Origin of the sequence: Kitasatospora sp. MMS16-BH015, assembly GCF_002943525.1 — a bacterium.
In the GTDB taxonomy this organism is placed as follows: domain Bacteria; phylum Actinomycetota; class Actinomycetes; order Streptomycetales; family Streptomycetaceae; genus Kitasatospora.
On record NZ_CP025394.1, the window covers coordinates 2,611,424 to 2,634,507 of the forward strand.

Annotated in this window: 21 protein-coding genes; 9 read left to right on the top strand and 12 right to left on the bottom strand. The window is 73.6% G+C overall.

Translation table 11 applies throughout. The features are described 5' to 3' along the window. Position 1 precedes the first annotated feature (1 nt). The 6 genes from CFP65_RS11315 to CFP65_RS11340 all read right to left on the bottom strand — a co-directional run bounded on the left by CFP65_RS11315 (position 2) and on the right by CFP65_RS11340 (position 6,680). Positions 2 to 1,267 carry an alpha/beta fold hydrolase gene (locus CFP65_RS11315; RefSeq protein WP_254552340.1) on the bottom strand — a complete coding sequence of 422 codons (1,266 nt, stop codon included), beginning with the start codon at positions 1,265 to 1,267 and terminating at the stop codon, positions 2 to 4. Next, positions 1,264 to 2,235 (bottom strand): ABC transporter ATP-binding protein, encoded by a 972-nt coding sequence (locus CFP65_RS11320; RefSeq protein ID WP_104815985.1) that lies wholly within the window; start codon positions 2,233 to 2,235, stop codon positions 1,264 to 1,266. The genes CFP65_RS11315 and CFP65_RS11320 overlap by 4 nt, the downstream gene beginning before the upstream one ends. Further along, positions 2,232 to 3,041: an ABC transporter ATP-binding protein gene (locus CFP65_RS11325; protein ID WP_104815986.1), complete on the bottom strand. Its 810-nt coding sequence runs from the start codon at positions 3,039 to 3,041 to the stop codon at positions 2,232 to 2,234. The genes CFP65_RS11320 and CFP65_RS11325 overlap by 4 nt, the downstream gene beginning before the upstream one ends. Then, positions 3,038 to 4,030 carry an ABC transporter permease gene (locus CFP65_RS11330; RefSeq protein ID WP_104815987.1) on the bottom strand — a complete coding sequence of 331 codons (993 nt, stop codon included), beginning with the start codon at positions 4,028 to 4,030 and terminating at the stop codon, positions 3,038 to 3,040. The genes CFP65_RS11325 and CFP65_RS11330 overlap by 4 nt, the downstream gene beginning before the upstream one ends. Next, entirely contained in the window at positions 4,027 to 4,941 is a 915-nt protein-coding gene (locus tag CFP65_RS11335) for an ABC transporter permease (protein ID WP_371682526.1), read from the bottom strand. The genes CFP65_RS11330 and CFP65_RS11335 overlap by 4 nt, the downstream gene beginning before the upstream one ends. 71 nt (positions 4,942 to 5,012) lie before the next feature. Beyond that, the gene (locus CFP65_RS11340; protein WP_254552887.1) at positions 5,013 to 6,680 is read right to left on the bottom strand and encodes an ABC transporter substrate-binding protein; all 1,668 of its coding nucleotides are present in this window, start codon (positions 6,678 to 6,680) and stop codon (positions 5,013 to 5,015) included. A gap of 108 nt (positions 6,681 to 6,788) precedes the next feature. On the opposite strand from CFP65_RS11340, the gene CFP65_RS11345 reads away from it, so the two are divergent. Next, complete coding sequence (locus CFP65_RS11345; protein WP_104815989.1) at positions 6,789 to 7,736, top strand: LysR family transcriptional regulator; 948 nt, start codon at positions 6,789 to 6,791, stop codon at positions 7,734 to 7,736. Positions 7,737 to 7,832: 96 nt separating this feature from the next. Here CFP65_RS11345 and CFP65_RS11350 read toward each other — a convergent pair whose 3' ends face one another. After that, positions 7,833 to 8,858: an NADP-dependent oxidoreductase gene (locus tag CFP65_RS11350; RefSeq protein ID WP_104815990.1), complete on the bottom strand. Its 1,026-nt coding sequence runs from the start codon at positions 8,856 to 8,858 to the stop codon at positions 7,833 to 7,835. An 88-nt stretch (positions 8,859 to 8,946) separates the two neighbouring features. Between CFP65_RS11350 and CFP65_RS11355 the strand changes: the two genes are divergently transcribed. From CFP65_RS11355 to CFP65_RS11365, 3 genes are all read left to right on the top strand, one after another. Beyond that, positions 8,947 to 9,414, top strand: coding sequence for a MarR family winged helix-turn-helix transcriptional regulator (locus CFP65_RS11355; protein WP_104815991.1), 468 nt, complete (start codon positions 8,947 to 8,949; stop codon positions 9,412 to 9,414). Positions 9,415 to 9,577: 163 nt separating this feature from the next. Further along, positions 9,578 to 11,038 carry an LCP family protein gene (locus CFP65_RS11360; RefSeq protein WP_104815992.1) on the top strand — a complete coding sequence of 487 codons (1,461 nt, stop codon included), beginning with the start codon at positions 9,578 to 9,580 and terminating at the stop codon, positions 11,036 to 11,038. Positions 11,039 to 11,139: 101 nt separating this feature from the next. Then, positions 11,140 to 12,348: an esterase family protein gene (locus tag CFP65_RS11365; RefSeq protein WP_254552342.1), complete on the top strand. Its 1,209-nt coding sequence runs from the start codon at positions 11,140 to 11,142 to the stop codon at positions 12,346 to 12,348. On the opposite strand, the gene CFP65_RS38850 is transcribed toward CFP65_RS11365, so the two are convergent. Next, positions 12,332 to 12,934 carry a LuxR C-terminal-related transcriptional regulator gene (locus tag CFP65_RS38850; protein ID WP_217368154.1) on the bottom strand — a complete coding sequence of 201 codons (603 nt, stop codon included), beginning with the start codon at positions 12,932 to 12,934 and terminating at the stop codon, positions 12,332 to 12,334. The two genes, CFP65_RS11365 and CFP65_RS38850, sit on opposite strands and share 17 nt — an antisense overlap. 8 nt (positions 12,935 to 12,942) lie before the next feature. Here CFP65_RS38850 and CFP65_RS38855 point away from each other — a divergent pair, with 8 nt between their 5' ends. After that, a complete protein-coding gene (locus tag CFP65_RS38855; RefSeq protein WP_158702136.1) occupies positions 12,943 to 13,143 on the top strand; it encodes a hypothetical protein in 201 nt (66 codons plus the stop codon). Between the two features lie 177 nt (positions 13,144 to 13,320). After that, the gene (locus CFP65_RS38860; protein WP_158702137.1) at positions 13,321 to 13,509 is read left to right on the top strand and encodes a hypothetical protein; all 189 of its coding nucleotides are present in this window, start codon (positions 13,321 to 13,323) and stop codon (positions 13,507 to 13,509) included. Positions 13,510 to 14,437: 928 nt separating this feature from the next. Here CFP65_RS38860 and tpx read toward each other — a convergent pair. From tpx to CFP65_RS11390, 4 genes are all read right to left on the bottom strand, one after another. Then, positions 14,438 to 14,941, bottom strand: coding sequence for a thiol peroxidase (gene tpx / locus CFP65_RS11375; RefSeq protein WP_104815993.1), 504 nt, complete (start codon positions 14,939 to 14,941; stop codon positions 14,438 to 14,440). A 224-nt stretch (positions 14,942 to 15,165) separates the two neighbouring features. Further along, positions 15,166 to 16,221, bottom strand: a complete 1,056-nt coding sequence (locus tag CFP65_RS11380) for a 1-aminocyclopropane-1-carboxylate deaminase/D-cysteine desulfhydrase (RefSeq protein WP_104815994.1) — start codon at positions 16,219 to 16,221, stop codon at positions 15,166 to 15,168. A 125-nt stretch (positions 16,222 to 16,346) separates the two neighbouring features. Then, entirely contained in the window at positions 16,347 to 17,732 is a 1,386-nt protein-coding gene (locus CFP65_RS11385) for an MFS transporter (protein WP_254552343.1), read from the bottom strand. 31 nt (positions 17,733 to 17,763) lie between these two features. Further along, on the bottom strand, positions 17,764 to 18,336 hold the full coding sequence (locus CFP65_RS11390; RefSeq protein ID WP_104815996.1) for a helix-turn-helix domain-containing protein: 573 nt from the start codon (positions 18,334 to 18,336) through the stop codon (positions 17,764 to 17,766). Between the two features lie 135 nt (positions 18,337 to 18,471). On the opposite strand from CFP65_RS11390, the gene CFP65_RS11395 reads away from it, so the two are divergent. The 3 genes from CFP65_RS11395 to CFP65_RS11405 all read left to right on the top strand — a co-directional run bounded on the left by CFP65_RS11395 (position 18,472) and on the right by CFP65_RS11405 (position 23,073). Beyond that, positions 18,472 to 19,761 (top strand): deoxyguanosinetriphosphate triphosphohydrolase, encoded by a 1,290-nt coding sequence (locus CFP65_RS11395; RefSeq protein WP_104815997.1) that lies wholly within the window; start codon positions 18,472 to 18,474, stop codon positions 19,759 to 19,761. A gap of 136 nt (positions 19,762 to 19,897) precedes the next feature. Further along, entirely contained in the window at positions 19,898 to 21,799 is a 1,902-nt protein-coding gene (dnaG, locus tag CFP65_RS11400) for a DNA primase (protein ID WP_174805523.1), read from the top strand. Positions 21,800 to 21,933: 134 nt separating this feature from the next. Beyond that, entirely contained in the window at positions 21,934 to 23,073 is a 1,140-nt protein-coding gene (locus CFP65_RS11405; RefSeq protein ID WP_104815999.1) for an RNA polymerase sigma factor, read from the top strand. Positions 23,074 to 23,084 lie beyond the last annotated feature (11 nt).

Genomic DNA, 23,084 nt, shown 5'->3' on the forward strand with positions numbered 1-23,084 from the left:
GTCAGGCCCGGCCGGCGGCCAGGTCCATCAGGCGGGCGAGCACCCGGGCGCCGGAGGCGGTGACGCCGTCGTGCTCCCACTCGTCGGTGACCCAGGTGCGCAGGGCGCCGACGGCGCGGGCGGTGCGCAGCGAGAGGCCGGCGTCCACGTACATGTCGTCGTGGTAGACGGCGGCGGCCACCGGCACCCGGTTGGCGGCCAGCCGGGCCGGGTCGTAGAGGGCGGGCCAGTCGGCCCGGTGGGCGAGCAGGTCGGCGGCCTCGGCGAAGGGGCGCAGGGCGGCGATCTCCCGGAACATCCAGGGGTAGACCATCTCGCCGGTGAGCAGCAGCGGGTCGGCGGCCCAGTCGGGGTGCTGGGCCAGGGCGCGGTCGGCGGCCCAGCGGGTGGGGGTGGTGCCCTGGCCGTAGATGGTCTCCTGGAGCACGGCGAAGAGCGGGTTGTCGGTGAAGCCGGTGAGCTGCTGCACCTGGTGGAGGAAGGTGGCGGAGAGGGCGCCCTCGGGGGTGATCGCCTCGTCCAGCAGCCAGTGCAGCCGTTCGGCGCCCTCGCCCATGCCGAGCAGCAGGCCGAGGGTGCGCAGCCGGTGGAGGGTCAGCCGGTCGCCGTCGGGCAGGGTGGCCGGCAGCAGGGCGGCGACCCGCCCGAGCAGGGCCCGGTCGGCGGGGTAGCGGGCGTGGTAGCGGGCGACCTTGTCCCGCACCCGGGGGTAGGTGGCGGCGTAGACCTCCTCGGCGGTGGCGGTGAGGCCCGGCAGGCCGCCGGTGACGTAGCAGGCGCGCAGGGCCTCGGGGGCGGTGGAGAGGTAGCTGAGGGTGACGAATCCGCCGTAGCTCTGGCCCAGCGTCTCCCAGGCCTCGATGCCGAGTTGACGCCGGATCAGCTCGGCGTCGGCCACGATCGAATCGGCCCGGTGCAGGCCGAGGTAGCCGGCCAGGGCCTCGGCGGAGGGGAAGGCGGCGGCCGAGCGGGCGGTGAGCGGGGTGCTGCGGCCGGTGCCGCGCTGGTCGAGCAGCAGCACCCGGTGGGTCTTGAGCGCGTGCCCGAGCCAGCCCGAGGTGGCGTTGAGCGGGCGCGGCGACTTCCCGCCCGGGCCGCCCTGGAGGTAGAGCAGCCAGGGCAGGTCGCGTCCGACCAGGGCCGGGTCGGCCACCTCGCGGGCGAAGACCTCGATCTGCCGGCCGCCGGGCTCGGCGTGGTCGAGCGGCGCGGTGAACACGTGGTCGGTCACCACGAGCCCTGGCATCCGGTAGCTGGCGTGGATCATCGGGCCCCTTCGGGGTAGTGGCAGGCGACGTGGTGGCCGGGGGCGAGCTGCCGCAGCACGGGCCGCTCGGCCGCGCAGCGGCTCTCGGCCTTCGGGCAGCGGGTGCGGAACCGGCAGCCGGAGGGCGGGGCCAGCGGGCTGGGCAGGTCGCCCCGGAGCACGATCCGCTCCCGCCCCCGCTCCACCACCGGATCGGGCCGGGGCACGGCGGAGAGCAGGGCGTGGGTGTACGGGTGGGCGGGCGCGGCGAACAGCGTGTCGCGGTCGGCCGTCTCGACCACCGAGCCGAGGTACATCACGGCGATCCGGGTGCTGATCTGCCGGACGGCGCCCAGGTCGTGGGCGATGAAGAGGTAGGCCAGGCCGTACTCCTCCTGGAGGTCCTGGAGCAGGCCCAGCACCTGGGCCTGCACCGAGACGTCGAGCGCGGAGACCGGTTCGTCGCAGACCACCAGCTTCGGCTTGAGCGCCAACGCCCGTGCGATGCCGATCCGTTGGGCCTGCCCGCCGGAGAACTCGTGCGGGTGCCGGTCGGCGTGCTCAGGCCTCAGGCCGACCCGGGCCAGCAGCTCCTCCACCGGCTCCTCGGGGGTCAGCCCCTGGTAGGCGTAGGGCGCCGCCAGGATCCGGCGGACGGTCATCCGCGGGTTGAGCGAGGAGTACGGGTCTTGGAAGACCAGCTGCAACTCGCGGCGCAGCGGCCGTAGCTCGCCCTCGCCCAGGCCGGTCAGCTCGCGGCCTTCGAGCCGGACGGCGCCGGAGCTGGGCCGCTCCAGGCGGGTGAGCAGCCGGGCCACGGTCGACTTGCCGCAGCCGGATTCGCCGACCAGGCCGAGCGTCTCGCCCGGCTCGACGGTGAGCGAGACGCCGTCCACGGCGGTGACGTGGCCGGCCAGCCGCCTGGTCAGGCCGTGCCGGACGGGGTAGCGCTTGACCAGGTCGCTGGCTTCGAGCAGAGGGGTGGTCATCCGGCCGTCTCCAGGGTGGGCAGCCGGCGCGGCAGCGGCCCGTCGATCCGGGGCACGCAGGCGAGCAGGCCCTTGGTGTACGGGTGTTGGGGCGCCCGGAAGAGCTGGTGGACGGGGCCGCGCTCGACGGCCCGGCCCCCGCGCATCACCACCACCTCGTCGGCCAACCCGGCCACCACGCCCATGTCGTGGGTGATCAGCATGATCGCGGTGCCGGACTCGGCCCGGAGCTCGCGCAGCAGGTCGAGGATCTGAGCCTGCACGGTGACGTCCAGCGCGGTGGTCGGCTCGTCGGCGATCAAGAGGTCCGGCTCCAGGCAGAGCGCCATCGCGATCATCACCCGCTGGCGCATCCCGCCGGAGAACTCGTGCGGATAGGACTTGGCCCGCCGCTCGGGCTCGGGGATGCCGACCCGGTCGAGCAGTTCCACCGCCACCCGGTGGGCGGTGCGGCGGCTGGAGCGGTGGTGGGCGCGGTGCGCCTCGGCGATCTGGAAGGCCACCGAGTAGTAGGGGTTGAGGCAGGAGAGCGGGTCCTGGAAGATCATCGCGATCCGCCGACCGCGCAAGTCCCGCAGCAACTTCGGCGGCAGCTGGGTGAGTTCGGCGCCGTCGAAGCGGATCGAGCCGCTCACCTCGGCGCCCTGGAGCAGGCCGAGCACGGCCAGGCTGGTCACCGACTTGCCGCTGCCGGATTCGCCCACCACGCCGAGCACCCGCCCGGCGTCGAGGTCGAGGTCCAGCCCGTCCACGGCCGGGGCCCCGGCGAAGGAGACCCGCAGGTCCCGTACGGTCAGCAGGGTCATCCGACTGCCCTCACTCTCGGGTCGAGTACGGCGTACACCAGGTCGACCAGCAGGTTGGCCAGCACCACGAAGCCGGCCGCGAAGAGCGTCACGCCGAGGATCACCGGCTGGTCGGCCCCGGCGATCGCGTCGGCGGCGAGCTTGCCGACCCCGGGCAGGCCGAAGACGGACTCGGTGATCAGCGCGCCGCCGAGCAGTGCGCCGAGGTCCATGCCGAAGACGGTCACCACCGGCATCAGGGCCGGGCGCAGCGCGTGCCGACGCACCACCGTGCGCTCGGGCAGGCCCTTGGCCCGGGCGGTGCGCACGTAGTTGCGGCCCAGGCTCTCCAGCAACTCGCCCCGGGTGAGCCGGGCGTAGACGCCCGCGTAGAGCATGGCCAGGGTGACCCAGGGCAGCACCATCGACTGCGCCCACCCCACCGGGTCCGCGGTGAGCGGCACCACCCGGGGGTAGGGCAGCACCCGCAGCTCGACCACCAGCAGGTACTGGAGCACCAGCGCGGTGAAGTAGACCGGCAGCGAGGCGCCGCCGAGCGCGGCCGTCATGGCCGCCCTGTCCCACCAACTCCCGCGCCGCAGCGCGGAGACCACGCCCGCGCCCACCCCGACCAGCAGCCAGAGCACGGCCGCGCCGAGCGCGATCGAGACGCTGACCGGCAGCCGGGCGGTGAGCAACTGCCAGACGGGCTGGTCGGTCTGGAAGCTGAACCCCAGGCAGGGCAGGTGGCAGCTGACGGCCTGGGCGCCGGTGCCGTAGGTGCGGCCGGCCACCAGGCCGAGCAGGTAGTCGCGGAACTGCACCAGCGGCGGGTGGTCCAGGCCCAGGGTGGTGCGGATCTCGGCCAGCCGCGCGGGGCTGCACGCCTTGCCGCAGGCGCCCTGGGCCGGGTCGGCGGGCATCAGGTAGAAGATCGCGAAGGTGGCGGCGCAGATCACCAGCAGGATCAGGGCGGTGACGGCGAGGCGCCGCAGCAGGTAGACGATCACCGTCGGCTCCGAGGGTCGAGCGCGTCCCGCACCGCGTCGCCGAGCACGTTGAAGGCGAGCACGGTGACGAAGAGGAAGACGCCGGGGATGAGGAAGTAGGCCGGGTCGGTGGCGTACCAGGGCACGGCGGTGGCGATCATCTGCCCCCAGGAGGGGGTCGGCGGCTGCACGCCCACGCCGAGGAAGGAGAGGCCGGCCTCGGTGGCCACGCAGCCGGGGATCGACATGGTGGCCACCACCAGCACCGGCCCGGTCAGGTTGGGCAGCACCTCGCGCACCAGCAGGGCTCGCCGGGAGGCGCCCAACACCCGTGCTGCGGCGACGAATTCGCCCCGGGCCAGCACCATCGCCTGCCCGCGCACGATCCGCCCCACGTAGGGCCAGCCGAAGAAGCCGAGCACCACCACGAGCAGCAGTCGGCGGTCGATGCCGGGTGCGGCGGCGATCAGCGCGATCATGAAGATCAGGCTGGGGAAGGACATCAGCAGGTCCATCGCCCGCCCGATCACGGTGTCCGCCCAGCCGCCGAAGAAGCCGGCGAGCAGGCCGAGCGCCGTACCAAGCAGCACCGACAGCGCGGTGGCCAGCACCGCGATCAGCAGCGACACGCGGGCGCCGTGGGCCACCCGGGCCAGCACGTCCCGCCCGTTCACCGGCTCCACGCCGAGCCAGTGCTCGGCGCCGATCCCGCCGGCCGGCCCGCGCGGCAGCCCGCCGAGCGCCGGGTCCACGGCCTCGCCGTGGAAGGCGGTGGGCGAGTTGCCGGTGGCCCAGCTGATCAGCGGGGCGCAGAGCGCGAACAGCACCAGGAAGACCACCACCCCCAGCGCGAGCGCCGTCGAGCGCTGCCGGAGCAGGGCCCTCAGGTGCCCGGCCCGCACCCGCCCGGCCTGCCCGCGCTCGGCCTTCACGCGCGCGCCCTGCCCACGCCCGGCCCGCACGCGCTCGGCCTCCACCCGCTCGGCCTCCACCCGCTCGGCCTTCACTTGCGCAGCCCCAGCGAGACCAGGTCGAGCCGCCCGACGAAGGCGGTGTGCCCGTACGCCCCGGCCACGTTCGGCCCGACCAGCACGGCCGCCTTGTCCCAGAGGAACGGCACCACCGGCGCGTCCTGCATGATCCGCTTGGCCAGCTCGCCGTACCCGGCCTGGGCGGCGGCCGGGTCGCCGACCGCCGCCAGCCGGTCGAGCTCGGCCTCCACGGGCTTGGAGTCGTACTGGGCACGGTTGTTGTTGCCCTCGGGGGTGATCAGTCGGCCGTCGAAGAGGATCGGCAGGTAGGTGGAGGCACCGGGCCAGTCGGGCGTCCAACCGTCGATCACCAGGTCGTGCTCCTGGGCGGTGTTGCCGACGGTGCTGTAGAAGGCCGAGGAGCTGATCTCGTTGATCTTCACGGTGATCCCGGCCCGGGCCAGCGCGGCCTGTACGGCCTCGCCCTGGGCCTTGCCGCCGGCCGAGGCCACGGTGTCCAGGGTCAGCGTCAGCCCGGTGGCCTGGCCGGCCTCGGCCAGCAGCGCCTTGGCCTTGGCCGGGTCGCCCTTGCCGTCCGGGCTCGGGTACGGGTCCTCGGCGGCGGAGCCGGGCAGGGTGGGCGGCAGCAGGGTGGTGGCGAGCTGCCCGGCGATCGGGCCGCCCCGGGTGGTGCGCAGGGCGTCCTTGTCCAGCGCGTAGGCGATGGCCTGCCGCACCCGCAGGTCCGGGACGCGCCTGGTGTTGACCGACAGGAACCTGGTGTTGATCGACTCCCCGGTGACCAGCCGCTGCTTGACCTCGGGGTCGTTGACCACCCGGGCCACCGAGGCCGGCCCGATCGGCTCCATCGCCACCGCGTCGGCGTCCTCGCCCTGCCCGGCGACCAGCCGCTGGTCCACCACGGCCGAGTCCAGGTTCAGGTCGATCACCACCTGGTCCGGCAGGCCCTTGCGGACGGAGTCGGTGGCCGGGTCCCAGGCGGTGTTCCGGGTCAGGGTGAGCCGCTTCTTGGGCTCGAAGCTCGCGATCTTGTACGGCCCGGAGGAGAACGGCCGGCTGTCGTAGGAGACGCCGGTGTCCTTGTCCTTGGGCACCGGGGCGAACATCGGCAGCGATACGGCCGAGCCGAAGTCGGCCACCGGGCGGTTCAGGTGGAACACGACGGTGCGGTCGTTCGGCGTCTCGATCGAGGCCAGCCCGCCGGGGTCCTGGTACGGCCCGTGGTACGCACCGCCGCCGGCCAGCCAGAGCCGGCCGTACGGCGGGCCCTCGGGCAGCTCGGGGGCGAAGGTGCGCTCCACGCCGTACTTCACGTCGGCGCTGGTGATCGGCCGGCCGTCCTCGTACTTCACCCCGGCCTTGAGGGTGAAGGTCCAGGTCTTCGCCCCGTCGCTGGGCCGCCCGGTGTCGGTGGCCAGGTCCGGCACCACCACCCCGCCGGCCGGCCCGGGCGCGGCGGCGAAGGTGGTGAGCGTGCGGTAGACCAGCCGCCCCACGTCCTGGGTGGAGGTCACGTAGGCCCGGGCCGGGTCCAGGTGCTCCAGGTCGAGCGTGGAGAGCACGTGCAGCGTCCCGCCGCGCACCGCCCCGGCACTCGCGGGCCCGGCCGCACCCCCCGTACTCGTACACCCCGTCAGCCCGCCGACCACCACCAGGGCTGCGGCCAGCCCTCTGCGCATCCTCACGTCGTCCTGCCCCTTGCGTGATGTGTGACATTTCACATGTGGGACAAGATTGAGGGTTCACCACCCCTTACGGGAGCCCTCACCTCCCCATAACATCCCGCTATGGACCTGGAGGTACGGCACCTGCGGATCATCTGCGCGGTCGCCGAGACCGGCAGCCTCACCCGGGCCGCCGCCGCGCTGCGGCTCACCCAACCGGGGCTGAGCAGCCAACTGCGGCGGATCGAGGCGATGCTGGGCGGGGCGCTGTTCGAACGGCGGCCCTCGGGGGCGGTGCCCACAGCCTTCGGGGAGGTGGTGCTGGCCCGGGCCAGGGCCGTGCTGCCGACCATCGACGAGCTGCTCGGCGCGGCGGCGCTGACCGCCCGGGCCGAGCCCCGGCACTTCCGGCTGGGCTCGGTGAACGCGCCGCTGCTCGGCGGGGTGCTGGCGGCCGTCCGGGAGCGGTACCCGGCGGCGAAGGTCAGCTCGCGGGGGCACGGCTCGCCCGTGCCGCTGGTGGAGGACGTGGCGCAGGGGCGGTTGGAGGCCGCGGTGGTGGGCGACTGCCCGGGCTACGAACTGCCCGCCCGGCCCGAGGTGGTGCTGCACCCGGTGGTCACCGAACCGGTCTTCGTGGCGCTCCCCGCCGCCCACCCGCTGGCCGCCGACCGCGAGGTCCGGCTGGCCGACCTGGCCGAGGAGGCCTGGGCCTCGCCCCACCCCGACGAGGACCGCACCCGCGAGTACTGGTGCGCCACCTTCCTGGCGGCCGGGCACCGGATGCGGACGGTCCACGAAGTGGACGGCCGGCTGCTGCTCGAACTCGTCCGGGGCGGGCACGCGGTGAGCCTCTGCCAGGCCACCTTCGAGGAGCTGCCCGGCATCGCCGTCCGGCCGATCGCGGGCGATCCGCTGCACTACCGGCATCTGCTGGCCTGGCACCGGGAGGGGCCGTTGGCAGACGCTCATGCCGAGCTGGCCCGGCACGCGACGGCCGCCTACCAGGCGGCGGCTGAGCGGAGTCCTGTTTACCTGCGGTGGCTCGCGGAGCGGGAACGTTCCGGCTGACGGAAACCACCTCAGGGGCGCGGGGAACGCCGCGCGCAACCGTCCACGTACGTAGAGGGCTGGTCGCGCAGTTCCCCGCGCCCCCGGTGGTTGCCCTCAGCTGTCCAAACTGACGACCATCTTGCCGGTGTTGTCGCCCCGCAGCAGGCCGATGAAGGCCTCGAACGCGTGCTCCACGCCCTCGACCACGGTCTCGTCGTAGCGGAGCGAGCCGTCCTGGAGCCAGCCGCCGACCTCGGCGACGAACTGGGGCTGGAGTGCGCTGTGGTCGCCGACCAGCATGCCCTCCAGGCGCAGGCGCTTGCCGATGGCCAGCGCGAGGTTGCGCGGGCCGGCCGGGGCGGTGGTGTCGTTGTACTGGGCGATGGCGCCGCAGAGCACGGCCCGGCCGCGCAGGTTGAGGGCGCCGATCGCGGCCTCCAGGTGGTCGCCGCCGACGTTGTCGAAGTACAGGTCGATGCCCTCGGGGGCGGCGGCGGCCAGCTGCTCGCGGACCGGGGCGTCCTTGTAGTTGAAGGCGGCGTCGAAGCCGTAGCCCTCGACCAGCTTGGCGACCTTCTCGGCCGAGCCGGCCGAACCGATCACCCGGGCCGCACCCTTGAGCTTGGCGATCTGGCCGACCAGCGAGCCGACCGCCCCGGCCGCACCGGAGACGAAGACGGTGTCGCCCGCCTTGAAGGCGCCGACGGAGAGCAGGCCCGCGTAGGCGGTCAGGCCCGGCATGCCGAGCACGCCGAGGTAGTACGAGAGCGGGGCGAGCTTCGGGTCCACCTTGACGACGTGCGCGGCGTCCAGCGTCGCGTACTCGCGCCAGCCGAGGCCGTGCAGCACGGCGTCGCCGACCTCGATGCCCTCGGTCTGCGAGGCCACCACGTACCCGACGGCGCCGCCGTCCATCACCTTGCCGAGCTGGAAGGGCGGCACGTACGACTTCACGTCGTTCATCCGGCCGCGCATGTACGGGTCCACCGAGAGGTAGGCGTTGCGGACCAGGATCTCGCCCGGGCCGGGCTGCCGGACGGGGGCCTCGACCAGGGCGAAGTCCTCGGCGACGGGCCAGCCGCTGGGGCGGGCCACCAGGTGCCACTCACGGGCGACGGTGGGCACTGCGGTCTCGGACATCGGGCCTCCCAGCCTGAAATGTTGACTGAATGAAGCAAGCGTGTGCTGAAAGGTTCAGGTTGTCAAATGTTCAGCTAGACTGGTGGTCATGGAGACTCAGCCCGTCGCCCCGCCGCCCACCGACGCGATCACCCGCGAGGTCGTGGACCTCATGGCGGGCCTGGTCGCGCTCTTCCACCGCGAGTACGAGGAGGCCGCCGCCGCCCGCTCGCTGACCGGTGCCCAGGCCAAGGTGCTCGCCCTGCTGCGGCGCGGCCCGATGCCGATGCGCCACATCGCCCAGACCCTCAGCTGCGAGCCCTCGAACATCACCGGCATCGTCGACCGGCTGGAGTCCCGCGATTTCGTCAGCCGCCAGGCCGACCCGCAGGACCGCCGGGTCAAGCTGGTCGCGGCCACCGACGCCGGCCGCCAGGCCACCGAGGAGCTGCGCGAATCGCTCAACTTCGCCCGCGAGCCGCTGGCCGCGCTGAGCGAGGAGGAGCGGCTCGTGCTGCGCGACCTGCTCCGCCGGATGCTGGAGGGCGCCGCCCTCGAGGCGACGACCACCGACTGAACTTTTATCTTTCACATTCCGGCCGCAGACCGGACAAAATCGCTCGCGCATTCACATTCGTGCACGTCCTTGTGTAACCGTATGGCCCGCCAGGCCGTCTGAACGGGTGTATCCCGGACAGCCGGCCCGCCCCACCGAGCCGCGCGTACAGAGAGCCTGCCGAATGACCGACGCCAAGACCCCGCGCCGAGCCGTGCCCACCCGGCGGCGGATCGCCCGGGCCGTCGGAGCCACGGCCGCCGTGCTGGTGGTCGCCGCCGGCGGCACCGGCGCCTGGTTCTACCAGCACCTGAACCACAACCTGACCACCTTCTCGGCCGACGGCATCGCCACCAGCCGCCCGCCCGCGGCCACCCCCGCCACCCCCGGCGGCGGCGTGCCGGTCAACGTGCTGCTGCTCGGCTCGGACAGCCGGCTGGGCGGCAACGACGCGCTCGGCGGCGGTGACGCCGGGGTGGGCAACTCCGACACCGCGATGCTGCTGCACGTCAACGGCGACCACAAGCACGCGGTGGCGGTCTCGATCCCGCGCGACACCCTGCTGACCATCCCGCCCTGCCTGCTGCCCAACGGCAAGTGGACCAGCGCGCAGAACAACCGGATGTTCAACTCCGCCTTCAGCGTGGGCGAATCCCCGCAGGGCAACCCCGCCTGCACCCAGAACACCGTGGAGGCCCTCACCGGCCTGCGGATCGACCACACCATCGTGGTCGACTTCAAGGGCTTCGCCGCGATCACCGACGCCGTGCACGGGGTGGACGTCTGCGTGCCGGGCGACGTGGACTCGTACGGGATCAAGCTCAGCAAGGGCCGGCAGACCGTCTCCGGCCAGGCCGCCCTGGATTACGTGCGAGCGCGGCACGGCTTCGGCGACGGCTCGGACATCGGGCGGGTCAAGCGCCAGCAGGCCTTCCTCTCCTCGCTGATCAAGAAGGTGCAGGGCCAGGGCTTCGACCTCACCACCCTGCTGCCGCTGGCCGACGCCGTCAGCAAGTCACTCACCGTCGACCCGGGCCTGGGCACCGGGCTCAAGCTGGCCGACTTCGCCCAGTCGCTGCGCGACATCAGGCTCTCCGACATCAGCTTCGTGACCATGCCCTGGCAGTACCAGGGCGAGCGGGTCGGGATCGTCCACCCGGACGCGGACGTGCTCTGGCAGCTGCTGCGCGAGGACCGCACCCTGAACGGCCAGGCCGCCGGCCAGCCCGGGGCCGCCCAGCAGCCGGCCGCCCCGCAGGTGCCGGCCGGTCCGCTCACCATCGTCAACGCCAGCCACACGGCCGGCCAGGCCAAGGCGGCCGAGGACGCGCTGCGGGCCCGCGGCTACCAGCAGATCACCCTGGGCGCCGACGCCCCGGCCCGCCGCACCACCCTGATCAGCTACCCCGCCGAGGCCTTCCCGGCCGCCCAGCAGCTGGCCCGGTACTTCCCCGGCGCCGAGCTGCAGGCCGACCCCTCGGCCACCGCCGCCGACGGCCTCACCCTCACCCTCGGCCGCGACTACCAGCCGGACGCCACCCCGCCGTCGGGCCCGCCGACGCTACCGAGCACAATGCCCACCGGGATCACCCAGAACACCCGCACCGCCGACACCGACCTCTGCAACGACCTCAGCTTCGGCTGACGGACCGCCGGCCGCCCGCGCGCACGGCTCCACCTCTCGACGTCTCGACGTCTCGACGTCTCCGTATCTCCACATCTCCACAGCGAATCCGGATACACCACGTGACTCTGACCGGCACTCCGTTCCTGCTCCTCGCGATCCTCCTGTTCGTGGGCTCCCTCGCCCTGGCGACGGTGCAGTGGAGACGGGCGGGTGCCGCTCAGCCGCAGCCCCAGCCGCAGCCGTACGGGCAGCAGCCGCAGCCCTCGCGCCGGGCCGCCCGGCAGTCGAACCGGCAGCCCGGCCGCCGGGGTCCGCTGCGGACGGTCGGGTACCTGGCCTCGCTGCTGTTCTGTCAGGCCACCGCCGTGACCCTGGTGTTCGTGCTGGTCAACAACTCCAACCAGCTGTACGAGACCTGGGGCGACCTGCTGGGCACCGGCAGCCACGTCCGGGCCGTCCCGCCGCCACCCAAGGACAACGGCCTGGCCGGGGACAGGGCGGCGGCCGCGAACGTGCCCAAGGAGCTGGTGAAGTTCCACGAGCCGGATTCGGACGCGGTGCCCCGGGACGTCAAGCAGGCCGACCTCAAGGGCCGGCTCTCCGGAGTGGACGGCGAGGTGCTGGTCTGGACCCCGCCGCAGTACGACGACCCGGCCGACAAGGGCAAGACCTTCCCGGTGGTCGAGCTGCTGGCCGGCTACCCCGGCTCCTCCAGCACCTGGTTCGGCGGCATGGAGGTCACCAGGCAACTGGCTCCGCTGATGCGTTCGGGCCAGATCACGCCGTTCATCCTGGTCGTGCCCCGGGTCTACCTGCTCAAGCACAACGACACCGGCTGCGCCGACGTGCCCGGCAAGGTCAACGCCGACACCTGGATCTCCCGGGACGTGCCGCAGATGGTGCTGGACAACCTCCGGGCCGACACCACCGCCGACCGCTGGGCGATCGCCGGTTACTCCTCCGGCGCGCACTGCGCCAGCTTCCTGGCCCTGGAGCACCCGGACCGGTTCCGCGCCGCGATCAGCCTCTCCGGCTACAACGACCCGGTGGGCGAGCCCGGTTCGCTCACCGCCACCGACCCGAAGCTGCGCGAGACCACCAACCCGCTCTACCAGCTCACCCACGCCGCCAGCGCGCCGAACGTGGCCCTCTACGAGACCGGCCGCCGGGGCGACGGCCTGGAGGACGGCACCGCCCTCCAGCACGCGGCCCACTCCCCCACCACCGTGACCCTGTACGAGACCACCGGCCCCCACCTGATCTCCACCTGGCAGCCGCTGGTGGTGCCGGTGTTCAAGTGGCTCAGCGGCGTCATTCCCGCGAAGTAGAGGGGAATTGCCGCCAAGTAGCGCTCCTGCTCGGCTGGTCGGGCCTCGGGTCCAGCCAGCCGCGCTGGGCGGCCTGCACGCCCGCCTGGAAGCGGGTGTCGGCGTGCAGTGTCTCCAGCAGGGTCTGGATCCGCCGCAGCACGGTCCGTTCGCCGATGCCGAGGGCCCGGGCGATGGCCCGGTCCTTGGCGCCGGAGGCGAGCATCCGCAGGATCGCCAGGTCGCGCGGGCCCGGCCGGGCCGGGTCGGGCGAGCGGCCGGGCTCCACCAGAGTGGGCGCGTGGTAGACCGCCCGGTAGGCCACGCCCCGGGCCAGCGCCTGGAGTTCGTGGGTGTTGTCGGCGGCCCCGTCCAGGTAGGGCGGCCGGTCCACGATCAACACCTCGTGCCGGGCGCCGAGTTCGAGCTCGGCGATCACCGCGAGCACTGCCTCGGCACCCGCCACCGTCTCGATCATGTGGTTCGGCCGAGCCGTGGCGGCCCGCGCCCGCAGCGCCAACTCCCGTGCATCGGTGCGGAGTCGGTCCAGCCGCTGCTGCCGGTCGAGCACCGCTGCCTCCAGCGCCACGTCCGGCGGGGCGGCCACGTACCGCGGTGGAGCTCTGGTCACCCGGGCCGGCCACCGAGACCCCGGTGGGCGGCGGGGTGGAGCCCCCGGCGGTGAAGGCGCTCACGCCGGCCGGGGTGCCGAGCCCGGTCGGGCCGTCCCAGCCCGTGCGGGCGTTGCAGACCTGGGTGCCGCAGGTGCCGTTGCTGCCGCTGGTCACGTCGTTGAGCGCCGAGGTGTGCGCGTAGGAGTAGGCGGCCGGGTTGTCGTTCGCCCCGGGGGTGCCCGCCAGCGCGTACATCGCGGTGATCAGCGGGGTGGCCAGGCTGGTGCCGCCGTACTTGTGCCAGCCCGGCGCGCTGTAGGTGTCGTAGATCGCCAGCCCGGTGTTCGGGTCGGCCACCGCCGAGACGTCCGAACTCCCCTTGCGGGTACAGCCGGTGGAGACGTTCTGCTGCCAGCTCGGCCGGCTCCCGTACGCCGAGCAGCCCGAACCGGCTCCGTTCCAGGCCGATTCGCCCCACCCCCGGCTGCTGGAGTCCCGGTTCAGCGAAGTCCCGCCCACGGCCAGGGTGTACGCCGAGGAGGCCGGGTACTGGGTGCCGCCGCCGTAGCCGTTGTCGCCGGTGGCGAAGGCGAACAGCACACCCGGCTTGTCGAAGTGGCTGTCGTCCGAGGTCTGCGCCGAATACTCGCTGTCGCTCCAGGAGTTGGAGACGTACTTGGCACCGAGCCGCACTGCGGTGTCGTCGGCCGCGTAGAGGTTCGGGTCGTTGTTGTCGTCCGCCTCCACCAGCAGGATGTGGCAGGCCGGGCAGGCGGCCGAGACGGCGTCCAGGTCGAGGCTGATCTCCTCGGACCAGCCGCTGTCACCCTTGGGGTAGGAGGTGCCGCCGCGCTGGTCCACCTTGCTGAAGCAGCCGTTGGCCGTGGTGCAGGCGGGCAGGTGGTAGGTGGAGCGGTAGGTGGCCAGGTCCTGCTCGGCGTTGGGGTCGTCGTACGCGTCGGTGATGGCCACGGTCACGCCGGCGCCGCCGCCCGGGAGTTGGTAGGCCGCCTGGATGTCGGCCGGGCCGTAGCCGGAGGGGGCGGCCGGGCGGGCACCCGGCCCGACCAGGCCCGGCTGGGCCGAATCCGTGCCCACGGCCTGGCAGTTGGCGTGGCCGGGGCGGGTGTCCTGACAGGCGTGGCGCAGCACGGGCTGCGCGGTGGGGCCCGCCGCCTGGGCGGGCAGGGCGGCCAGGCCGAGGCCGGCCACGGCCAGCGCGGCGGCGGCCAGGACGGCGGGTGAGCGGGGTATCCCGAGGCTCATCGGGCATCCCTTTCGATCGGTGGGGGCAGGGAATGCCCAGCACCGTAGGACCCGCCACCCGCACCCGTCTGTGGCCGTCCCTGCCACTGGCCGGAACCCGACAGACCGGTGCGCGGGTTCTCGGCAACGCCCGCCCCCGGGAACGCCGGACGCCCGCCCGCGCGGGGTGCGCGCGGGCGGGCGTCCGGGTGGTACTACACCGGTGCTACGTCGGTGCTACGTCAGGCGGTTCAGGCCTTGAGCGCGGCGAGGGCGGCCTCGTAGTTCGGCTCGTCGGCGATCTCGCCCACCAGCTCGGTGTGCAGGACCTCGTCGTTCTCGCCCAGCACGACGACGGCGCGGGCGGTCAGACCGGCCATCGCGCTGTCGGCGATGTCCACGCCGTAGGCGCCGTGGAACTCGCGGTTGCGGAAGGTGGAGAGGCTGTGGACGCTCTCCAGGCCCTCGGCGCCGCAGAAGCGGGCCTGCGCGAACGGGAGGTCGGCCGAGATGCAGAGCACGACGGTGTTCTCCAGCGCGTCGGCCTGGGCATTGAACTTCCGGACGGAGTTCGCGCAGGTCGGGGTGTCGACGCTGGGGAAGATGTTCAGGACCTTGCGCTTGCCCGCGAAGTCGGCCAGCGACTTCTCCGCGAGACCGGCGCCGACCAGGGTGAACGCCGGCGCGGTGCTGCCCGAAACGGGAAGCTCGCCGTTGACCTGCACCGGGTTGCCCTTGAGGGTGACCTGAGCCATGAGGGTGTCTCCTCCAGATGCTGTAACTGCTCGAAAGAGCCACACGGCACACCCGGGACGGGTCTCGTGTGACGGGTGAACGGACCCGATCCTACCCAAGCCCCCCACTCCCCGGGGGTGCCTGTCCGCCCACCGGTCAGCCCCCTGGCCCGGCGGGCAGGAGCCCCCGCATTCGGGTGCGCCGCCCGCGAACGGCCACGCCCTCGGCCGGGCAGGCCGGTGACTCAGGCACCCTGCAGCCGGTCCGGCAGGCCGGTGACCACCACGGTCAGGCGGGTGCCGGGGGTGAACTCACCGGCGGCGGCGAGCTCGTGGACGGCGAGCAGGGTCTTCGCCACGTACCGGAGCTCGACCGGCACGCCGTGCAGCTGCTCGAACTCGGCGGCGAAGGCCGCCAGCTCGGGGCCGACCTTGCCGTAGCCGCCGCCGTGGTGGCCGTGGTGGATCCGCCAGTTGCCGGTCTCCCGCCCGTACGCCGCCCGCTGGAGGCCGACCACCTCGCGCTCCAGGTACCCCTCGCCGCGCAGCACCGCCACCCCGAGCGCCCGCGCCCCGGCCGGCAGGCCGGCCGCGATCCCGGCCAGCGTGCCGCCGGTGCCGACGGCGCAGCAGACCACGTCCCGCTCCCCGACCTCGCCGAGCTCGGCCGAGACCTCGGCGGCGCCCCGGACGGCCTCGGCGTTGGACCCGCCCTCGGGCAGCACCAGCCAGCGGGCGTCCGTGAGCTCCGGCAGCCCGAGGGCACCGGCCGCTGCCGCGCCGGTCCCGGTCGGGGTCGTTGCGTGCGCCGGCCCGTCGTGGCTCGGGCGCGGCACGGGCTCGGCCCTGGGCCCGGCTCCCGCCGACGGCTCACCGTCCCGAGAGCGCGACGCGAGCCCAGCGGTAGGCCCGGCCTGGCCCGCCGCCGTCTCGACCAGCTCGCGATAGCGGGATCGCGGGACGAACCGGAGCTCCATCCCCGCCGCCTCGGCCGCCCGGAGCGACCAGTTCCGGGGCGCCGCCGCCAGCTCCTCGCCCCGGACCACCCCGACCGAGGCCAGCCCGAGAGCGGCGGCCGCCGCGGCGGTGGCCCGCAGATGGGTGGAGTAGGCCCCGCCGAAGGTCAGCAGCCCGGTGCGGCCCTCGGCGCGGGCCCGGTCGAGGTTGGGCGCCAGCTTGCGCCACTTGTTGCCCGGCACCGTGGGGTGCACCAGGTCGTCCCGCTTGAGCCGCAGCTCCACCCCGGGCACCAGCTCCCCGAGGCTGATCAGCGGGGAGGGCAGCGCGGCGGCGGGAAGCATCCGGCCACCCTACCGGCGTGCCCCCAGGCCCCCGGCCGGCTCGGTGAACCCCCGGCCGGGCGGGAGGAGCCGGCGCCGTACGGGCTGCGCCGGATCCTGCTCGCCGCCCGCGACGCGCGCGGGGTCTACGCCAAGGTGGGCTTCTCGGCTCCGGCGGTACCAGCGGTACCGGCGGTACCGGCGGTACCGGCGGTGCCGGAGAAGTGGATGGTGCTCGGCGCGCCGTGGGCCCGCCCGGTGGGCAGGTCGCGCAGGCGGCGCATCGGCGAGGCCCAGAGGAAGACCAGGGCCGCCAGCGGCACGCCCGCCGTCATGATCCAGAGCGCCGCCCGGACGCCGACCTCGCCGGCGAGCAGGCCCGCCGAGAGCGCGCCGACCGGGATGGTGCCGTAGTTGAGCACGGCCCCGCTGGCGCTGAGCCGCCCGAGCAGCTCCGGCGGGCAGTACCGCTGCTGGAAAGTCGACTTGATGACATTTCCGGCCACCACCCCGGCCGACACCCCGAACCCGCCGATCAGGTAGCAGGCCAGCCCGGCACCCCGGGTGGTCAGCGGGATGAGCAGCGCCAGGGCCGGCAGCGCCAGCTCGAAGAAGAGCATCGCCCGGGCTGTGCCGACCCGCGCCGCGACCCGGCGGGCCACCGCCGCGCCGAGGATCCCGCCGGTGGAGGCCAGCGCGACCAGCACCCCGACCAGCCCGGAGTCCAGGCCGACCTCGCGGACCAGGAAGACCACCAGGATCGACTGGTACCCGGTCAGCGCCAGGTTGGAGGCGGCGCCGAACAGCGTCAGCGTGCGGAACCAGACGTCACCGGCGACCAGCCGCAGGCCCTCGCCGATCTCCCGCCCGAGCTGCCGCTGCTCGGACGGGCCGCCCGACGCCTCGCGGTGCCGGATCCGGCCGGTGCAGCAGAGCGAGACCAGGAAGGTCACCGTGTTGGCGAACATCCCGCTGACCGGGCCGGCCAGCTGGGCGATCACACCGCCGCCGCCGAGGCCGACCAGTTGGGCGGCCGAGGCGCTGCCGTGCAGCTTGGCGTTGCCCTCGGCCTGGTCGGCCGGGGCGACCAGCTTGGGCAGGTAGGCGGTGTAGGCGGTCTGGAAGAAGACCGAGGCCACGCCGGTGAGCAGCGCGACCACCAGCAGCTGCCCCATGGTCAGCAGGCCGAGCCAGGCGGCGAGCGGCACCGTCGCGTACAGCAGCAGCGAGACCGCCGAGGCCACCAGCATGATCGGCCGCGACCGCAGCCGGTCCACCCAGACCCCGGCCGGCAGGCCGATCAGCAGCCAGGGCAGCCAGGCCGCGGCGGGCACCAGGCTGACCGCGAAGGCGGAGGCGTGCAGCTTGTCGATCGCGATCAGCGGCAGCGTCAGCCCCGTCACGGCCGAGCCGAACTTGTTGGCCACCTCGCCCGTCCAGAGCCGCCGGAAATCCGGCTGCCGCCGCAGCAGCCCCTTGCTCAACCCCAACGCATTCATACCGCTCTCCCCCATGCCGCTCTCCCCCGCCATGACCCGCTCCCCTCCGGTATCGGCCCCGCTGCTACTGCTCGCCCGCCCTGGGCATCGCCCTGATCTGCACGAACACCGGCCGTGCCGCGCTCTCCGGCTCCGCCGCCGCCTGCTGGTAGCGCTCCACCACGGCCGTCAGCTCCTCGTGGAGCGCCTTCAGCTGCGCGGCCGTGAGCCGCAGATTGCCCCAGTCGGACATCGAGCCGGCGCCGAGCCACTCGCCCGTCCACTCGGCGGCCAGCGACTCGGCCACCCGCCGGGCCTGCACCTCCATCAGCTCGCGCAGGTAGGCGTCGGCCACCGCCTTGGCCGCCGGGTCGTCGGCGAAATCCCGGGTGGCGAGCACCTCCTGCTGCCGTACCCGGCGCCACCAGCGCTCCCGCTTGGTACCGAGCCCGGCCTCCTCCTCGATGAAGCCGTGCTCGGCGAGGTGGCGCAGGTGCCAGCTGACGGTGCCGGTGTTCTCCCCCAGCCGCTCGGCCAGCCGGGCCGAGGTCGCCGGGCCGGCGGCCAGCTCCTCCAGGATCCGCACCCGCAACGGGTGGGCCAGCCCGCGCAGGGCCCGGGCGTCCAGCCGCCGCTTCGACCGCTCTTCCGTGTTCATGGCTCCACCGTAGCTTGCAGAGAAGCCTCTGCATAGAGTTATTTGCAGAGACTTCTCTGCATCATGGCGGCCCTGCCCCGGCACCGCGCGCGGCACCGGCTCAATGTCCGTCACCCGGCGTACGGTGAAAGGCATATGGATGACACCGCATACCGTCCCCACCACTCCTACGACCCCTCCGCCGAGGCCCGCTGGGTGCCCGAGCCGGACAAGCGCCCGGGCCGCACCGCCTTCCAGCGCGACCGCGCCCGGGTGCTGCACTCCGCCGCGCTGCGCCGCCTGGCCGGCATCACCCAGGTCGTCGCGCCGATGACCAGCGACTTCCCCCGCACCCGGCTGACCCACTCGCTGGAGTGCGCCCAGGTCGGCCGGGAGCTCGGCGCGGCGCTAGGCTGCGATCCGGATCTGGTGGAGACGGGCTGCCTGGCCCACGACATCGGCCACCCGCCGTTCGGCCACACCGGCGAGGAGGCGCTCGACCAGGCCGCCGAGAGCTGCGGCGGCTTCGAGGGCAACGCGCAGTCGCTGCGGATCCTGACCCGTCTCGAGCCCAAGCGGTTCGCCCCGCTGGAGGAGGAGCCGGCCCGGCTCGCCCCCTGGCCCGGCCACAGCGTGGGCCTCAACCTGACCCGCGCCGCGCTGGACGCCGCCACCAAGTACCCCTGGACACGCGGCTCCCACCCCACCGACCCGGCCTCCACCAAGTACGGCGTCTACGCCGACGACCTGCCGGTCTTCCGCTGGCTGCGCAAGGGCTCGCCGACCGACCGCAAGTGCTTCGAGGCCACCGTGATGGACTGGTCCGACGACGTGGCCTACTCCACCCACGACGTGGAGGACGGCCTGCAGGCCGGCCACATCGACCCGGCCGCGCTGCGCTCCGCCGAGGAGCGGGCCGAGCTGTTCAAGATCGCCGAGCGGTACGCGCCGGAGGCCGCGCCCGAGGAGTTCGGCGAGGCGCTCGACCGGCTGCTCGTCCAGGAGTGGTGGCCGCGCTCCTACGACGGCTCGGCGCGGGCCCGGGCCGGGCTCAAGGACCTCACCAGCCAGCTGATCGGCCGCTTCTGCCTGGCCGCCGAGCAGGCCACCCGGGCCCGGTACGGCCCCGGCCCGCTCACCCGCTACGCCGCCGAGCTGGTCGTCCCGGCCACCGTCCGGGTCGAGTGCGCCGTGCTCAAGGCCGTGGCCGTGCGCTACGTGATGCAGCGCGACGAGCAGGCCCAGCTCCGCGCCCGCCAGCGCATCGTGATCGCCGAGCTGGCCGACACCCTCTACCGCACCGCACCGCACGGCCTCGACCCGGTCTTCGCCGCCCTCCACCGCGAGGCCGAGGACGACCGCGCGGCCCTGCGCGCGGTGATCGACCAGATCGCGACGCTGACCGACGCCTCGGCACTGGCGCTGCACGCCCGCCTTTGCAGCTGAGAGCAGCCACTTCAGGGGCGCGGGGAACGGCGCGCGCAACCGCCCACCTCCGTGGAGCCCTTCCCGCGCAGTTCCCCGCGCCCCCGGTGGTCAACGCCCCAGCACGATGCACCCGCCACCCCGGTACACTTCCGGGGTGGCAGGGCGGATCAGGGACGAGGACGTACAGGCGGTGCGCAACGCGCTGCCCATCGACGCGGTGGTCGGCGACTACGTCCAGCTGACCAACGGGGGCGGTGCGCAGCTCAAGGGGGTCTGCCCGTTCCACGACGAGAAGTCCGCCTCCTTCTACGTGCACCCGGGCAAGGGCGTCTTCCACTGCTTCGGCTGCCAGGAGAGCGGCGACTCGATCTCCTTCCTGATGAAGATCGAGCACTTCTCCTTCGCCGAGGCCGTGGAGCGGATGGCCGGCCAGGCCGGCATCACCCTCCGCTACGAGGAGGGCGGCTACAACACCCGCGGCCAGCAGGGCGAGCGCACCCGCCTGGTCGAGGCCCACAAGGTGGCCGCCGCCTGGTACCAGGAGCAGCTGGCCACCCCCGAGGCCGAGATCGCCCGGAACTTCCTGGCCGAGCGCGGCTTCGACGAGGCAGCCGCCAAGCACTTCGGCGTGGGTTACGCCCCGGCCGGCTGGGAGCACCTGGTGCGCTACCTGCGCGGCAAGGGCTTCACCGACAAGGAGATCCTGCTGGGCGGCCTGGCCTCGCAGGGCCAGCGCGGCGGCCTGATCGACCGCTTCCGGGGCCGGCTGCTCTGGCCGATCCGCGACACCGCGGGCGAGGTGATCGGCTTCGGCGCCCGCCGGCTGCGCGAGGACGACAACGGGCCCAAGTACCTCAACACCCCCGAGACGCCGATCTACAAGAAGTCCAACGTGCTCTACGGCCTGGACCTGGCGAAGAAGGACATCGCCAAGACCGGCCGGGCCGTGGTGGTCGAGGGCTACACCGATGTGATGGCCTGTCACCTCGCGGGTGTCACCACGGCGGTGGCCACCTGCGGCACCTCCTTCGGCGAGGACCACATCAAGATCATCCGTCGGCTGCTGATGGACACCTCCAACTACCGGGGCGAGACGGTCTTCACCTTCGACGGCGACGCGGCCGGCCAGAAGGCCGCCCTGCGCGCCTTCGAGGACGACCAGAAGTTCGCCGCCCGCACCTCCATCGCGATCACCCCGGGCGGCATGGACCCGTGCGAGCTCCGGCTCGCCAAGGGCGACGAGGCCGTCCGCGAGCTGATCGAACACCCCGTCCCGCTCTTCGAGTTCGCGCTGCGCACGGCCGTCACCCGGCACCGGGTGGACACCGCCGAGGGCCGGGCCGCCGCCCTGGAGGAGGCGGCCCAGATCATCACCAAGATCAAGGACCGCTCGATCCAGCACGAGTACGCCGTCCAGCTGGCCGGCCTGCTCGGCATCCTGGACGAGCAGTTCGTGGTCCGAAGGATCGGCCAACTCGCCCGCTGGCAGCGGGAGAACCCGCAGCAGCAGCCCCGCTTCCGCCGCGAGGAGCCGGCCCGCCCGGCCCCCGCCCCGGCCCGGCCGGTGCACCGGCTCGACCCGAAGGACCCGGCCCAGTTCGTCGAGCGCGAGCTGCTCAAGCTCGCCCTCCAGCACCCGGACCTGGTCAGCCCGGCCTTCGACAACTACCTGGACGAGGAGTTCCCCACCCCGCCCTACACCGCCGTCCGGCAGGCGATCCGCCAGGCCGGCGGCGCCGGGTACGGCGCGAGCCTGCCCGACTTCACCTCCGCCGTCCGCGACGCCTGCCCGGACGACCAGGTCCGCTCGCTGGTCTACGAGTTGACCGTCGAGCCGATCCGCACCCGGCGCGCGGTGGACGCGATCTACGCGGGCGAGTTCCTGGTCAAGCTCCGGCTCCAGGCGGTGGACCGCCGGATCGCCGAGGTCCGCGCCCAGCTGCGCCGGCTCGGCGACCGCGCCACCGCCGAGGAGCAGGGCCCGGTGCAGGGCGAGCTCTGGGCGCTCCAGCAGTACGCGCAGGGCCTGCGCACCCGGGGCGCCGCCGCACTCTGACGCCCCGTCGGAGCCGGCGCCACGAAAACCCGCGCACGGCTCTCGGCCACGGAGTGTGGCGTAGCGCACACTGATGGGTATCCCAGTCCGTGTGGCGCGGCCTCCCCCACGAGCCGCGCGCGGCCCAGAGAGGGATGCCCGTGGATCTGGCCCCAGCGCAGCAGGCACCGGCCGAGCCGACCGCCACCGAGCCGAGCCCCGCCGAACTCCTCGACAACCCGGACGAGTTGGCCGCCGAGGCAGCCGAAGGCGAAGAGGGCGAAGAGGCGAGCGAGGTCGAGGGGGAGGATGAGGAGGAGGAGCCGGCCGAGCGGCTGCCGGACGAGTCCACCGGCCCGGCGGCCGACCTGCTCAGACAGTACCTGCGGGAGATAGGCCGGATCAGGCTGCTCACCGCCGCCGAGGAGGTGGAGCTGGCCCGCCAGGTGGAGGCCGGACTCTTCGCCGAACAGGCCCTGGACTCAGGGCTGTTGGGATCCGGATTGCTGGGCTCCGGCGCGGTGCTGGACGAGCGGCTGACCGACGAGCTGGACCACCTGGTGCTGCTCGGCCGGCGGGCCAAGCGCCGGCTGATCGAGGCCAACCTGCGGCTGGTGGTCTCGGTGGCCAAGCGGTACGTGGGCCGGGGCCTGACCCTGCTCGACCTGGTGCAGGAGGGCAACCTCGGGCTGATCCGGGCGGTGGAGAAGTTCGACTACGCGCGCGGCTACAAGTTCTCCACCTACGCCACCTGGTGGATCCGGCAGGCGATGAGCCGGGCGCTGGCCGACCAGGCCCGCACCATCCGGGTGCCGGTGCACGTGGTGGAGCTGATCAACCGGGTGCTGCGGGTGCAGCGGGCGCTGCTCCAGGAGCGCGGGGCCGAGCCGAGCGCGGCCGAGGTGGGCGCGGCGCTGGAGCTCTCCGAGGTGCGGGTGCGCGAGGTGCTCCGGCTGGCCCAGGAGCCGGTCTCGCTGCACACCCCGGTCGGTGAGGAGGAGGACGTGGCCCTCGGCGACCTGATCGAGGACGCCGACGCCGCCTCCCCGGTGGAGTCCGCCGCCTTCCTGCTGCTGCGCGAGCACCTGGACGCCGTGCTGGCCACCCTGGCCGAGCGCGAGCGCCAAGTCGTCCAGCTCCGTTACGGGTTGGACGACGGGCGCCCGCGCACCCTGGAGGAGATCGGCCACCTCTTCGGCGTCACCCGCGAGCGGATCCGCCAGATCGAGGCCAAGACCCTGGCCAAGCTGCGCGACCACGCCTTCGCGGAGCAGCTGCGCGGCTACCTCGACTGACTGCCCGCCAG